The organism is Alloyangia mangrovi (assembly GCF_002300555.2).
Taxonomy (GTDB): domain Bacteria; phylum Pseudomonadota; class Alphaproteobacteria; order Rhodobacterales; family Rhodobacteraceae; genus Salipiger; species Salipiger mangrovi.
The window spans coordinates 69,751-83,272 of record NZ_NTHN02000007.1 but is presented as its reverse complement, the minus strand read 5'-3'; the positions used below and the strand labels follow the sequence as shown (position 1 = coordinate 83,272).

General features: G+C 65.1%; 12 protein-coding genes and 2 tRNA genes. 8 read left to right on the top strand and 6 right to left on the bottom strand.

Going from position 1 to position 13,522, the window contains the following annotated elements; all coding sequences use genetic code 11:
• Positions 1-37 precede the first annotated feature (37 nt).
• From CLG85_RS27330 to dapF, 4 genes are read right to left on the bottom strand one after another with little or no spacing between them, the layout of a single operon-like run.
• Entirely contained in the window at positions 38-442 is a 405-nt protein-coding gene (locus CLG85_RS27330) for an FMN-binding negative transcriptional regulator (RefSeq protein WP_311734962.1), read from the bottom strand.
• Positions 439-663 carry an FMN-binding negative transcriptional regulator gene (locus CLG85_RS27325; protein WP_311734961.1) on the bottom strand — a complete coding sequence of 75 codons (225 nt, stop codon included), beginning with the start codon at positions 661-663 and terminating at the stop codon, positions 439-441. The genes CLG85_RS27330 and CLG85_RS27325 overlap by 4 nt, the downstream gene beginning before the upstream one ends.
• Positions 664-667: 4 nt before the next feature.
• Positions 668-1,930: a tRNA (N(6)-L-threonylcarbamoyladenosine(37)-C(2))-methylthiotransferase MtaB gene (mtaB, locus tag CLG85_RS05775; RefSeq protein WP_260348559.1), complete on the bottom strand. Its 1,263-nt coding sequence runs from the start codon at positions 1,928-1,930 to the stop codon at positions 668-670.
• The gene (dapF, locus tag CLG85_RS05770) at positions 1,927-2,760 is read right to left on the bottom strand and encodes a diaminopimelate epimerase (protein ID WP_095883768.1); all 834 of its coding nucleotides are present in this window, start codon (positions 2,758-2,760) and stop codon (positions 1,927-1,929) included. Before dapF ends, mtaB begins: the two co-directional genes overlap by 4 nt.
• Before the next feature lie 169 nt (positions 2,761-2,929).
• On the opposite strand from dapF, the gene CLG85_RS05765 reads away from it, so the two are divergent.
• Both CLG85_RS05765 and CLG85_RS05760 read left to right on the top strand, forming a co-directional pair.
• A tRNA-Lys gene (locus CLG85_RS05765) sits at positions 2,930-3,005 on the top strand.
• 23 nt (positions 3,006-3,028) lie between these two features.
• Positions 3,029-3,104 (top strand) — tRNA-Lys (locus CLG85_RS05760).
• A 264-nt stretch (positions 3,105-3,368) separates the two neighbouring features.
• Here the strand turns inward: CLG85_RS05760 and CLG85_RS05755 are convergent.
• Positions 3,369-4,742: an O-antigen ligase family protein gene (locus CLG85_RS05755; protein ID WP_260348558.1), complete on the bottom strand. Its 1,374-nt coding sequence runs from the start codon at positions 4,740-4,742 to the stop codon at positions 3,369-3,371.
• A 281-nt stretch (positions 4,743-5,023) separates the two neighbouring features.
• Positions 5,024-6,469, bottom strand: coding sequence for a lipopolysaccharide biosynthesis protein (locus CLG85_RS05750; protein ID WP_176476554.1), 1,446 nt, complete (start codon positions 6,467-6,469; stop codon positions 5,024-5,026).
• A gap of 323 nt (positions 6,470-6,792) precedes the next feature.
• Here CLG85_RS05750 and CLG85_RS05745 point away from each other — a divergent pair, with 323 nt between their 5' ends.
• The 6 genes from CLG85_RS05745 (at position 6,793) to CLG85_RS05720 (ending at position 13,275) form a co-directional block, all read left to right on the top strand.
• Positions 6,793-7,959: a GumC domain-containing protein gene (locus CLG85_RS05745; RefSeq protein ID WP_141244507.1), complete on the top strand. Its 1,167-nt coding sequence runs from the start codon at positions 6,793-6,795 to the stop codon at positions 7,957-7,959.
• Positions 7,960-8,021: 62 nt separating this feature from the next.
• Entirely contained in the window at positions 8,022-9,266 is a 1,245-nt protein-coding gene (locus tag CLG85_RS05740; RefSeq protein WP_095881811.1) for a glycosyltransferase, read from the top strand.
• A 664-nt stretch (positions 9,267-9,930) separates the two neighbouring features.
• Positions 9,931-10,923, top strand: coding sequence for a sulfotransferase family protein (locus CLG85_RS05735; RefSeq protein ID WP_176476553.1), 993 nt, complete (start codon positions 9,931-9,933; stop codon positions 10,921-10,923).
• 59 nt (positions 10,924-10,982) lie between these two features.
• Positions 10,983-11,972 carry a UDP-glucuronic acid decarboxylase family protein gene (locus CLG85_RS05730; protein WP_217989737.1) on the top strand — a complete coding sequence of 330 codons (990 nt, stop codon included), beginning with the start codon at positions 10,983-10,985 and terminating at the stop codon, positions 11,970-11,972.
• A 99-nt stretch (positions 11,973-12,071) separates the two neighbouring features.
• On the top strand, positions 12,072-12,608 hold the full coding sequence (locus CLG85_RS05725) for a hypothetical protein (protein ID WP_260348557.1): 537 nt from the start codon (positions 12,072-12,074) through the stop codon (positions 12,606-12,608).
• Entirely contained in the window at positions 12,571-13,275 is a 705-nt protein-coding gene (locus CLG85_RS05720) for a hypothetical protein (protein WP_260348555.1), read from the top strand. Before CLG85_RS05725 ends, CLG85_RS05720 begins: the two co-directional genes overlap by 38 nt.
• Positions 13,276-13,522: the final 247 nt, after the last annotated feature.

Below are 13,522 nucleotides of genomic sequence, written 5' to 3'. Positions count from 1 at the left end.
CGCCTGACATGACCGATCTGCGCGCGCCTTGCAATCGTCACGCCTCGTCGGGCGGGGGTTCCTGCATGAGCGTGGCCAGCGCGCCGAGGTCCTGTCCGAAGCCGGATTCAAGCGCATCGGCGGCGGCGCGGCGCATCTGATCGGTCTTGTTCTGCGAGAGCTTCCAGGTGCTGTCGATCTCGTCGATGTGTAGGCGGAAGGGCAGGATCATGCGCTGCAGCCTGGCGCGGATCTCCGGGTCCATCTTGTCCATGGTCCAGGGGGGCTTGGGCGCGAGTCGGCCTTCGAAGGCGGCGCTCTGCGCAGCGAGCAGCGCGTCGATCTGGTCCTGCGGCAGCGACTCGAGACGGCCGATGAGATGGACGGCGACGTAGTTCCAGGTCGGCACCTGGCCGGGGTCTCCATACCAGTCGGGCGAGATGTAGCCGTCGGGGCCGGTCACCGCCAGCCGGGCCGGCAGGCCTCGCGGGCGGCGCGGCAGATCGGGTTGGAGCGCACGAGATGCAGATCTGCGTAGGAGGCATCCTCGGACAGCAGGAAGGGCACGTGCGACAGCAGCGGCGCGCCCTTGGTGCTGACCGCCAGCGTACCGAAACTGCGCGCCCGCACCTGCGCAAGGCTCTCGGCCTCGATGGTGCGGCGAAAGATCGGGTTCGGGTGCACCGGTTCAGACCGCCGTCAGCTGCGTGCCGCGGATGCCGGTGATCGTCGCGGTGACGATGGCACCTTCGGTCTGCGGCCTGTCGAAGAGCACCTCGGTGAACTGCTCGGTACGGCCCATCTCGGGGCTTTCCATCAGGATGTGATGGGTGCGCCCGGGCTGGGCGGCGAGGTGACGCGCGACGGCGGCGTCCCCGGCAGCGCGCAGGCGGGCGGCGCGCTCCTTGATCACGTTGCCATTCACCTTGCTCGGGATGCGCGCGGCGGGGGTGCCGGGGCGCGACGAGTAGGGGAAGACGTGCAGCCAGGTCAGATCGCACTCCTCGACCAGCTTCAGCGAGTTCTCGAAATGCTCTTCGGTCTCGGTCGGGAAGCCGGCGATGATGTCGGCGCCGAAGGTCATCTCGGGGCGCAGCCTGCGCGCCTCCTCGCAGAAGCGGATGGCATCGTCGCGCAGGTGGCGGCGCTTCATCCGCTTGAGGATCAGATCGTCGCCATGCTGCAGCGACAGGTGCAGGTGCGGCATCAGGCGCGGCTCGGTGGCGATGGCCTGCATCAGGTTCTCGTCGGCCTCGATGGAATCGATCGACGAGATGCGCAGGCGCGGCAGGTCGGGGATCAGCTTGAGGATCCGCATCACCAGATCGCCGAGCCGTGGTGTGCCCGGCAGGTCGGCGCCCCAGGAGGTAAGGTCCACCCCGGTCAGCACCACCTCGTTGTAGCCCTGCTGCACCAGCCGCTTGATCTGGTCCACGACCACACCGGCGGGGACCGAGCGCGAGTTGCCGCGGCCGTAGGGGATGATGCAGAAGGTGCAGCGGTGATCGCAGCCGTTCTGCACCTGCACGTAGGCGCGGCTGCGGGTGCCGAAGCCGTCGATCAGGTGGCCGGCGGTCTCGGTCACCGACATGATGTCGTTGACCATGACGCGCTCGGTCTCGCCGATGAAACCATTCGACAGGCGCGACCATGTCTCGGGGGCCATCTTCTCGGTATTGCCGATGACGGCATCGACCTCGGTCATCGCGGCAAAGCTGTCGGGGTCGATCTGCGCGGCGCAGCCGGTGACGATGACCTTGGCATCGGGGTTTTCGCGGCGCAGCCGGCGGATCTCCTGCCTGGCCTTGCGCACCGCCTCTGAAGTCACGGCGCAGGTGTTCACGATCACCGCGTTTTCCATGCCGGCCTGCGCGGCGAGATCCTTCATCGCCTCGGTCTCATAGGCGTTGAGCCGGCAGCCGAGTGTGGTGAACTTGGGGGCGCCGGTCACGAGACCATCTCCAGCCAGTTGTGGGTGAAATGCCCGTCGAAGACATGGGCGGTGGGGCCGGTCATCCAGACGCCATCCTCGCGCCAGTCGACCTGCAGCGTGCCACCGTCGAGCTCGATGGTCACCTTGCGCCCGGTCAGGCCGCGGCGGGCGGCGGCGACGGCGGTGGCGCAGGAGGACGAGCCCGAGGCCAGCGTGAGGCCCGCACCGCGCTCCCAGACGCGCATGCGCAGGTGGTCGGGGCCGATGAGGCTCGCGACCTGCACGTTGGTGCGCTGCGGGTAGAGCGGGTGATGCTCATGCGCCGGTCCGAAAGTCATGATGTCGACCGCCTCGGTATCCTCGACGAAGAAGGTGCAATGCGGGTTGCCCATGCCGGTGGCGGTGGGCTTGCCCTCGATCGGCAGCTCCAACGTGTCCATCGCCGAGGCGAGGGGGATCTCGTGCCACTCAAGCTGTGGCGGGCCCATGTTGACGGAGGTCAGCCCCTCGCCTGCGTCGCGGGCAAAGAGCGTGCCGCGCTCGGTGGTGAGTGTCAGCTCGGATTTGCCGGTCTCGTCCATCAGGAAGCGCGCAATGCAGCGCGTGGCGTTGCCGCAGGCGCCCGCGGTCGAGCCGTCGGCGTTGTAGAAGGTCAAATGCGCGTCGCCCGTGCCCTGCTCGATCAGCGCGAGCTGGTCGAAGCCGACGCCGCGGTGACGGTCGGCGATGGCCATGGCAAGGGCAGGGGTCATGGCAACGGGGCGCGCACGCGCGTCCAGCACGACGAAGTCGTTTCCAAGCCCGTGCATCTTCATGAAGGGCAGAGTGTTTGTGCGCGCGTGTTTCATCCGCGGGCATATACGCCTCTTGACGGAGCGTTTCCAGCCTGCGTTGCGGGGGGCTGCCTTGCCTCTGGTGCATGCGCCCGAGATGGGGGGGCGGCACAAGTTCGCAAGAAATGTCATTTTTCCGCTTGACCCCCCACGCCACAATTCCTAGAAGCCGCCCACACACAGTGGGCCGTTAGCTCAGTTGGTAGAGCAACTGACTTTTAATCAGTGGGTCGCAGGTTCGAATCCTGCACGGCTCACCACTGTGTTAAAGTCCCGAGAGAGTGGGCCGTTAGCTCAGTTGGTAGAGCAACTGACTTTTAATCAGTGGGTCGCAGGTTCGAATCCTGCACGGCTCACCACTCTGGCGAATTCCCCATAAACGTGAACGACTTGGCGCTTTCCCCTGTGGGGTCTCGCGGCCTGATCGGGCCTTTGCACCGACGGGGCGCGCACGCGAATCTGCCGCCGTTTCGGGCGCGGCATTCGGGCCGGTCGTCGATGTCTCCACAATGGCCGCAAGTGAACATTTCCCCGGTCGCCTGACTTCGGGCATCCTCGATGGTGGCCGCGTCCGAGCCGGCCCAGTGGCGCAGAATCGGTCAGCGAGTCCCGATGGGATAGGGCTAGATCACGCGGCGACTTCTGAACTGCAGGGCCGGGTGATCGGCATAGATGCAGCGTATGATCATATGGGACTCGGCAGCGAGCGAGACCACGTACCAGAGGAATCGCGGGATGCCGTCCTGAAGGAAAGTCATGGCGGCCAGATAGCCGACGAAAGCCGCGCAGAAGGCCACCAGACGCCTTGCCATCAAATCATCCCCGACGCTCCGCGCGAGCGCGGCGCCCCGGAAGAAGCTCACCGTGCCGAAGGCGGCGAAGCCGAGGAAGACCAACAGGCCGAGCAGCCCCTGCTCGGTGAGGAACTCGAGGTAGAGACTGTGCGTCGCCCGGGCCTCGCCGCGGAAGATCAGCCCGTCCTCGAGCGCATTGTTCTGGTAGTGGACCTTGAAGTTGCCCAGCCCGACCCCGAACCAGGGATGCTCGTTGAAGAGGTTGTAGGCCACGGTCCAGCTGGCGAGGCGGCCTTCGGTGCTGGTGTCCTGCGCCGCGCCCGCGGCGGCGGTGTCGAAGATGCTGGTAAAGCGCTCGATGAAGCGGTCGCCGGCGAAGACCCCGGCCATCACCACCACCAGCCCGCCGATCGCGGCGGCGGCGATGAACTGCTTGCGGGTGAAGCTGGTGCTCAGCACGACCAGACCCAGAGCAAGCCCAATCAGCGCGCCGCGGGACTGGGTGGCGAGCAGGCCGGCGATCAGGATGCCGCAGGCCAGGGTCCAGAGGGCCATCTTGGTGGGGCCGCGCGCATTCAGCAGGTGGAACAGTCCTAGCGGCAGGACGAAGACCACGATCGCGCCGAAGAAGTTGGGATCGAACAACATCCCCGAGAAGCGGCCGGAGCCGTACGTGAAGCGCGAGAAGCCGAAAAACCCGGTGGGCGAATAGTCGACCAGAAGCTGGTAGAGGCCAAGCCCGCAGATCAGCACGATGGGCAGCACCGCAGACAGAGCCACGGTCTCGAAACCGCGCTTGTTGTTCATGAAGGCAAGGGCCAGGATCGCCACCGCGGCTTCCTTGAGGAAGTCGATCGACAGCGCGATGCTCAGTTCCCATCGCAGGGCGTAGGTGGCGCTCAGCATCTTCATGGCGAAAATTATCGACAGGAAGATGATCGCGATGCGCGGGACATAGGGCGGCTCGCGGTAGATCGCGTAGCGCGCGGCCAGCAGCACGAAGAGACCCGGCGCGGTGATCTTGGCCAGCGAGGGGGCTCCGAAGGACTCGATGAGGTTGTCCGACATATTGCTCATGATCAGGACGAGCAGGCCCGCCAGCGCGATCATCGGGAAACGGATGCCGACGGCAAAGATTAGCAGGGCGAAGGGGAAGGCGATCAGCAGGGTGTCACGGCCGAGAAGCACGAAGCTGACCGCCATGGCGAAGAAGCCGCAGATCAGGATGGTCAGCGAGCCGCGCCAGTCAAAGCCCTTGCGGGGGGGGGAGGGCGGCGTCGCTCATTCTGGGCTCCGTGCGCTGGTCCGGCTTGCGGAAGGGGCCGGGGAGATCGCGCCGCGCAGCGCGCGGGCGTTTCCGAGGATATCGCGCGCAGCGTGGTGCAGGGGCACCCAGCCCGTATGGTCGCGCCGGCTTTGGCCGGGGCGGGAGCTGACAAAGGCCGAGGTGGCCTGCACCGCGGTCTGGGGATGTCTCGGCGGTGTCATGCGCGCCTCCGCTTCAGGATGAAGCGATGCCCGGCGGCGAAGACACCGGGTAGTAACAGCCGGAGGGCAACGAGATACACCGCGGCAAAGGCCGCGGCCCCGGCCATCAGCCGCAGCAGCTCGGAGCCGGCGTGCATCTGAAGCGCCAGGAAGGCCGCCAGCGAGGCGCTGCCGGAGCAGATCAGCGCAGGGCGCAGCGCGGCGAATATCTTGCCAAAGGTCACGTTCATGACCCGCTTGGTGGCAAGGTAGATCGGGATGAAGCGGATGAAGGCCATGGCCAGCTGCGCCGCAGCGACGGCGGTGATGCCGAAGGGAATCGCCCCGGCCAGCAACAGGATGAAGATCGGCAGGTTGAATAGCGCGGCGCGGAACATCAGGTCGGTGCGGCTCACCGCCTTGAGCAGCTCGCCGGGCACCATGTTGAGCGTGCTGACGGCGAGGGCGGCGGCGATGAATTGCATCGGCGCGACCATGTCGTACCATTTCTCGTTGTAGAGCACATGCACGGTGGGCTCGGCGAGCACGGCGATGGCGGCGCCGATGCCGAACATAAGCAGCGCGCAGTAACGCAGCGCCTGATAGTAGTATTTCGCCAGATCCTCGGGGTGGGTCTGCATCTTTGACATCACGGGATGCAGCACCGTGCCCGCGACCGACGTGAAGCTCTTGATCGCCAGCTCGGGAATTCGATAGGCGATGGCGTAAATCCCCAGCGCCGCCGGACCGAGGAACTTGCCGACCAGCAGGTTGTCGAGCAGGCGGGGCGTGGCGTTGATGGTCTCGGCTCCGATCAGGTAGGATCCGAAGCTCATCACGTAGCGCACCGTCGGCCAGTCGGGCAGGGCGCTGGGCTTCCAGGGGCGGATCCAGAACAGCAGCAACGTAGAGACCAGCGATCCGGCGACATAGCCGATCACCAGCGACCAGACCCCGTATCCCATGATCGCGAGGGCGATGGAGATCAGCCCCTTCGCCAGCCCCTGCGCCACGTCGGGCACCAGCTTCTTGCGCAGGTTGAGTTCGCGGAACAGCAGGCTGTAATGCACCGAGCCGAGGGCGCGGATCACCAGCACGAGGCAGACGGTGCCCAGCAGCGGCTGAAGCTCGGGCGATTCGAAGAGCCCGGCGATGGCTCCGGACCCCCACCAGAGCAGCAGGGCCATGAGGCTCGAGGTGAAGATCGCGCAGTAGAAGACCGCGTTGGCGGTCTCTTCCTGCCGGTCCTTGACCGAGATCAGCGCCGCGCCGAGGCCGAACTTCGAGATGATCTCGAAATAGCCCATGATCGCGAGGCAGATCGCCATCAGGCCGAATTCGCCCGGGTCGACGTAGCGGGCGATGATAATGACCGCGACGAAGTTCAGCAGCTTGGTGGAGATGAAGGAGAGGTAGGCCCAGAACAGGTTCTTGGAGGTGGCCTTGCCGGGAGAGAATGCCATGCAGCAAATCCTCGAAAACATGAGGAGAAAAAAAGAAAAATCCGGCCTGAAAAATGCGCTAGCCGGGTGTGAGAATCGAAGTCAGTCTACGGGCATCCCGGCGTAGGGCAAAGCTTTAAACCGCTTTCGACGGGCGGCTGCCCAAGATTGCCGCGTTCGGATCCCAAGGGCGCTCACTTGCCCGTGAACTCCGCCACAAGCCGCTCGAAATATTGCCGCAGGGCGGCACGAGTGTTACAGTCGTTCCCCGGAAGACTACATTTTTGATCTATTTCTATTTCTTTTTTACCGACGCCGCATGGTGTCCATGGATTGGTTTGACCGTGAAACGCATCATTCTTGCTATTGTCGTGTTCGGCGCAACTCTCACCCCCATGCTTTTCGCCATCAAGGAGTCGACCCCCACGTTCGAGGCTCGGTCGCTGGTGTCCTTCGCGCTCGGGCGTGAATATGTTTATGTGCCCGACCCGAGCCTCACCGACATCCGTGCACCCAACGCCGGCGACTTCCAGGGTTTCGTGAACGCCGAGATGCTGCTTCTCGACAACCCTAAGCTGGTCCGCAAGGCGATCGAGAAGGTCGGTCTGAATCGGGTCTACCCCGATATGCCCGACACCGAGGAGGGGCTTGTCGAGGCCACGATTCGGCTTGATGAAAGCACGATGATCGAACTGATCACCGGATCTTACGTGGTGAAGGTCTCGGTCTTCCACGGCAGCCCGGTGATTGCGGCGGAACTGGTGAATGCACTGGTCGAGGCCTTCCTCGATCACCGCCGGGTCATGTATACCGAACGAGAGCTTTCGACGATCACGGCGCGGCTCGAGAAAGCGCAGCAGGAGGCCGACGAGATCGACTCGGCGCTGACTGATCTGCTCGGGGGTCCCGATGCAACCGGCCTGCAGATCGAATACGAGAACGCGGTGCGCGACGAAGTGGCGCTCAATGCCGAGTTGCGCGAGGCGCGGCTGAATATGATCTCGCTGCAGCAGCGCAAGGCGTCTCTCGAGAACCGGCTGGGCTTCGAGGCGGATGCGCTGGAGGCCGAGACCGAGATCGAGGAGGCGCAGAGCCGGATCAGCTATCTCGAGCAGGAGCTCCAGGAGACGCAGACCCATATCACCGGCCTGTCCGAAGTGATGCCGAAGGCGCGGCTTCTGCAGGCGCGTCAGGAAGCGCAGACCAACCGGATCGCCGAGCTTGACCTGCGGCTGCGTGATGCGCGGGCGGTCGAGGTCTCGGGCTTCGACAACGTCAGGGTGATCGAAGAGGGCACGCCTCCGATCAACCCGGTCAGCCTGTCGCCGAAAGCGCAGTTCGCCATTGCCATCATCGTTGCGGGGATCGCTGCCTTTGCCGCCTACATGATCGCCTTCCTGCTGGCCTCGCGGCCCAAGAAGGCGCGCGACGAAGATCTGCATGCGCCCGGGGTGACGGTGATGAAGCAATCGCCGCGCGGCGACGATCGTCCGGCGCATCTCGCGCGCTGAGCAAGACGCGCGCGACCGGATCCGGCCGCGCGTTGCCTCCCTTATCCAAGGCGGACTGTCTCATGAAGGCTGCGAAGATAGATTTCCCAGGACATGCGCTTGCCGTGCACGGCCCGGCGCCGTTGCGCCTGGGCTATATGATCGACACCCTGTTGACCGGCGGCGCCGAACGGCTCGTGCTGACCTTTGCCGAAGCGGTGCGCGGGCGGGCGGACATAACCCTAACGGTGTTCGTGCTTAGTGATCTGGACACGCCCTTCCTCCAGCGGCTGAGGGAGACGGGCACCGAGGTTGTCTTGCTGCCTGGGCGCAATCTTGCGGACTTCGGGCGCTTCCGGCGGCTGGTCGCGGCGCTGCGTGCCTATCGGATCGAGTACCTGCACGCGCATCTCGCCTCGTCGAGCACGCTGGGGGCCTATGCCTCGCGCCTGCTCGGGATCCCCTTCATCACTACCATCCACAACGTGAAGCCCTCGGTCCGGCGCATTCGTCCCGGGCGCCGCCTTCTGCAGGGCATGGCGATGCGTCTGCCCGGGGTGAACAAGATCGCGGTGGGCGAGGCCGTCGCCGTGGCCGCGGCGGGTGAGATCGGGCGGGCGGGCTGCCGGGTCGTGCCGAATGCGGTTTCCGAAAACGTCGTCGCCCCCTTTGGCGCGCGCGCGCGGCTCCGCCGCGAGCTCGGCCTCGGCCACGATCAGGTCGCCCTTGTCTGCGTCGGGGCCATCATCGGCCAGAAGGCGCATGAGGTGCTTCTGGATGCCTTCGCCGCGATTCGCGCGCAGGCGCCGCAAGCGGTTCTGTTGCTCGTCGGTGACGCCCGCGACACCCCTCGCTTCGAAGCGCTGCTGGCGCAGGCGGGGCAGCTCGGCCTGGGCGATGAGCTGCGCTTCCTGGGAATGCGCAGCGACATCCCCGAGGTGTTGGCCGCCAGCGACATCTTGGTCAGTTCGTCGCATTGGGAAGGGGCGCCGGTCTCGCTGCTCGAGGCCATGGCCAATGGCCTGCCGCCGGTGGTGACCGATGTGGGTGAGAACGCGCTGGTCCTGGAAGGGACGGGTGCGATCCTCGTGCGGCCGCGCGATCCCGAGGCGCTGGCGCGTGGCGTGCTCGAGATGATCGAGACGGAGGGTCTTGCCGAGCGCACCGGCCTTGCGGTCCGTGAGCGTGCGCTCGGGCGCTACGGGGTAACGACCTGGGTCGAGCGGCTCCTGGCGATCTACGCCGAGACTGGTCACCGTAGCGACTGGCACAGGGCGCGGGCGGATATTCCCGCGCCGAGCCTGCAACCACGGCGGGTGCCGCGGTGACAGGCAGAACGGTCACTCTTAGGTGTGGGCCCCGGCGCGCAGGGCATAATTCCTTGACGCGTCTTCCGGCGGTTGCGTATCGTCATGGTATAGTAACGCGCAACGGGGCCGCCGCTGGTTTTGGTCCGGGTCCTGTTTTTTGGAATTTGTCCCAGATTTTTAGGGGGACCACGTGTCGGTCATCACTGCCAGCCCGGCTGAAAAACACTCGGATCGCATCCGATTGGTCAGGATTGGATGATGCCGCTCAACGCTCTAGAAAGGAGGCTTCGTCTTACGCGCGGTCGCGGGTCTGCCGACCGGTCGCAAACATCGCCCATGGACAAGCAGGCTGAAAAGCCGCCGCGGCGAGACCGCCAGCATGTCCGGCAGGCGATACTTATTATTTCTTGTGCGCTAACCGCAATTTTTTTACGCTTGGCTTATTTCATTCTTCGTTGGTTTCAGCCTTGGGGCGGTTGCCTGGATCGGGATTGCATTTTTGGGCGCTCTTGCCGGGTTCTTTCTGTCGGTCATCCTGTGACCGTCTGACCCGGGCGCCCCGACGGCCCCCCAAATCGGCCAATTGATGGCCCCGATCCGTGCGATCATCCCGAAATTTGTTCTGGCGCCCCTGCGGTGCCGTGGCCCGAGGCGACCGGCGACGCAGTAGGAGACGCTGCCCGTGTCGACGCATTCCCTTCCGTCCGATCCCGAACCGGTTTCCGGGGCGGAGTTCTTTCCGCCCGCCGCCTACCTGGTCGGCGCGCCGAAATGCGGCACGACGGCGCTGGGTCACTACCTTGCCGGGCATCCGGGGGTGAGCTTCAGCAACCCCAAGGAGCCGCACTACTTTTCGCGCGACCTGCGCGGGCTGTGCTTGTGCGACGATCTCGACGCCTATCGCGCGATCTTTGCGCCGGGACCGAAGGCCGAGGTGATGATGGAAGGGTCGGTCTGGTATCTCTACTCGGACAACGCGATCACCGAGATCCTCAAGGCGCGGCCGGATGCCAAGTTCATCGTCATGCTGCGCAATCCGGTCAAGATGCTGGCCTCGCTGCACCGGCAGCTGATCCATGCCCTCGACGAGAGCGAAGAGGATTTCCGCACGGCATGGGACCTCTCGGACGCGCGCGCCGCGGGCAAGAGCATCCCCCGCAGCTGCCGCGCCCCGAAGACGCTGCTCTACAAGCGCACCGCTGCCTATGGCGAGATGCTGTCGCGGCTCTACGCCCGCGTGCCGCGCGAGCGGGTGCTGGTGCTGTTCCAGGAGGACATGCGGGCGGATACGCCCGGCATCTACCGGCGCACGCTGGAGTTCCTCGGCCTCGAGGACGACGGGCGGCGGGACTTCCCGTCGATCAACGAAGCCAAGCGGGCGCGTTCGAAGCTGGTGCGCTACGTGGTGACGCGGGCCGGTCCCGCGCGCCAGCTCGTGTCGCGGCCGATCAAGCGCGCCCTCGGCCTCGAGTCGCTGGGGCTGCTGAAAAAGGTCGATGCGCTCAATACCGCCAAGCTCGCCAAGGTGCCGGTCCCCACCGACCTCGCCGAGGAGATCGCGGCAACCTACGCCGAGGACATGCTGCTGCTGCAGCAGCTTGTCGGACGTGACCTCGCCGAGCTGGGCTGGCCTATGCCGGACCCGGTGCGGCCCAAATCCGCCGCGGGGGCATGATCCCCGGGCATTGTGTTTGTTGTGACTGAATTGATTTCATTTTTTGCAAAGGAAGCACCATGTTGAAGCGCAATTACGACAGCCGAAAGCGCATTCTCGTCACGGGCGGGGCGGGTTTTCTGGGCTCGCACCTGTGCGACCGGCTGCTGGAAAGCGGGGCAGAGGTTCTGTGCGTCGACAACCTCTTCACCGGCACGAAACGCAATATCGAGCACTTGCTCGGCAACCCGCGTTTCGAGTTCCTGCGCCATGACGTGACCATCCCTCTCTATGTCGAGGTGGACGAGATCTATAATCTCGCCTGTCCGGCCTCGCCGATCCACTACCAGCACGACCCGGTACAGACGACCAAGACCTCGGTGCACGGTGCGATCAACATGCTGGGGCTGGCGCGGCGGCTGAAATGCCCGATCCTGCAGGCCTCGACCTCCGAGGTATACGGTGACGCGCTGGTCAGCCCGCAGGCAGAAGGCTACTGGGGCAACGTGAACCCGATCGGCGTGCGCTCCTGCTACGACGAGGGCAAGCGCTGCGCCGAGACGCTGTTCTTCGATTACAACCGCCAGCACGGGCTGCCGATCAAGGTGGTGCGCATCTTCAACACCTATGGGCCGCGCATGCACCCGCAGGACGGGCGGGTCGTGTCGAACTTCATCCGGCAGGCGCTCTACGACGAGGATATCACCATCTACGGCGACGGCAGCCAGACCCGCTCGTTCTGCTACATGGATGAGTTGATCGACGGCATGATCCGCATGATGGCCACCGAAGAAGGGTTCACCGGCCCGGTGAACCTCGGCAACCCGCAGGAATGCACCGTGAAGCAGCTCGCGGAAATGATCGTGGCACAGACCGGCTCGAAGTCGAAGCTGGTGTCGCGCGACCTTCCCAGCGACGATCCGGTGCAGCGCCGCCCCGACATCACCCTCGCGCGCGAGCACCTCGGCTGGAACCCCTCGATCGAGCTGTCGGAGGGCATCGGCAGGACCATCGCCTATTTCGAGGAGCTGCTGGGCAAGAAGTCGCGACAGATGCAGACGACCTCCTGACCGGAAGGCACGCGTCGCGGACGGCGCGTGCCCCGACCAACCCTAGTGAGCCCGGGCGCTCCGTCGTCCGGGTGCCGTTGTTATTCATGGGAGCAGGTGATGACCCGTCTTGCGTCTCTTCCGCGCCGTGTGGTGCTGGGAGGTTTCATTCTCTCGACCGCGCTCGCGGCATTCGCGCCACCCGTCGGCATTGCCCGGGCCGAGACCGCCGCCCCGGCGGATGCCCCGGAACTGATCGGTTTCGGCGCCCTGACCCGCGGTGGCGGCGATGGCCGCACCCTGCATGTGACCACCCTGGCCGACGACGGGCCGGGCAGCCTCCGCTGGGCCGCCGAGCAGGAGCAGGGACCGCGCATCATCCATTTCGATGTCGGCGGCACCATCGATCTGTCGCGTCAGATCCAGATCGGGCCGGACATCACCCTCGACGGCGGTACGGCGCCGGGGGGGGATCACCCTCACCGGCGGGCGGCTGCGGGTGGTGGGCAGCAACGTGATCGTGCGCGGAATGCGCCTGCGCCCGGGCGACGGTCCGGGCGATGCGCCCGACAATCGCGACGGGCTGTCGATCGGGGACGGCTCCAAGCCGATCCGCAACGTGCTGATCGACGGCAATTCAATCAGCTGGGCGGTTGACGAGAACCTCGCGGTGTGGGGCAACGTCGCCGATGTCACCATCTCCAACAATATCATCGCCGAGGCCCTCGACCAGTCGATCCACCCCAAGGGGCGGCACAGCATGGGGCTGCTGATCGGCGGTGGCTCGGCGAAGCGCATCACCGTGATCGGCAACCTTCTGGCGCACAACCGGCACCGCAATCCCAATATCAAGGACGACAGCCAGCAGATCGAGTTCATCAACAACCTCGTCTACAACTGGGGCCCGAGCGGCTTTCAGGGCACCGGCTCGACGGTCAACATCCTTGGCAATGTCTATATCGCCGGACCGAACAGCGTTGACCGTCCGCCGCTGCACCTGCAGGACGCGGGCCGTCCCGGGCCGAACTTCTACGTGTCGGACACCCTGGGGGAGATCCGCAGGGACGCGGAGGTCGGGCTGTCGAAGGCGCCGACTTTCGCGGGCAGCGGAGCGCCGGTCATGCCTTCGGCCGAAGTCGCGGACTCCGTGCTCGCCCATGCGGGCGCTCGTCTGCCCGAGGTTGATTCCACTGACCTTAGAATCTTCGAAGAGGTGATTTCCCGTGGCGGCTACATTATCGATTCGCCCCGGCAGGTGATCGGCGGCCGCATCCCGAGGAGGGCAGCGGGGAATGCGGAGGAGGCAGAACAAAATTCAAACTAAGGCCCCGCCGCACAAGGCGAAATCAAGGATCAAATGGGGCAGGAAGTTGGTGCGCTTGGCTTGGGGGGGAGAAGCAACTGTTGCGAGATGCTGCACAGTGTCCGTGCAACCGCCGCGCGACAAGCGCTCGAATATCCTTGTTGTTCCGGGTTTGCAGGCTAGGCTCCAAAAAAACAGCTTTGCACCGCTGGTCCGTAAAGTTAGTATTTTGCATAGAATGATGCGCTTTGATTAACATACAAAACGA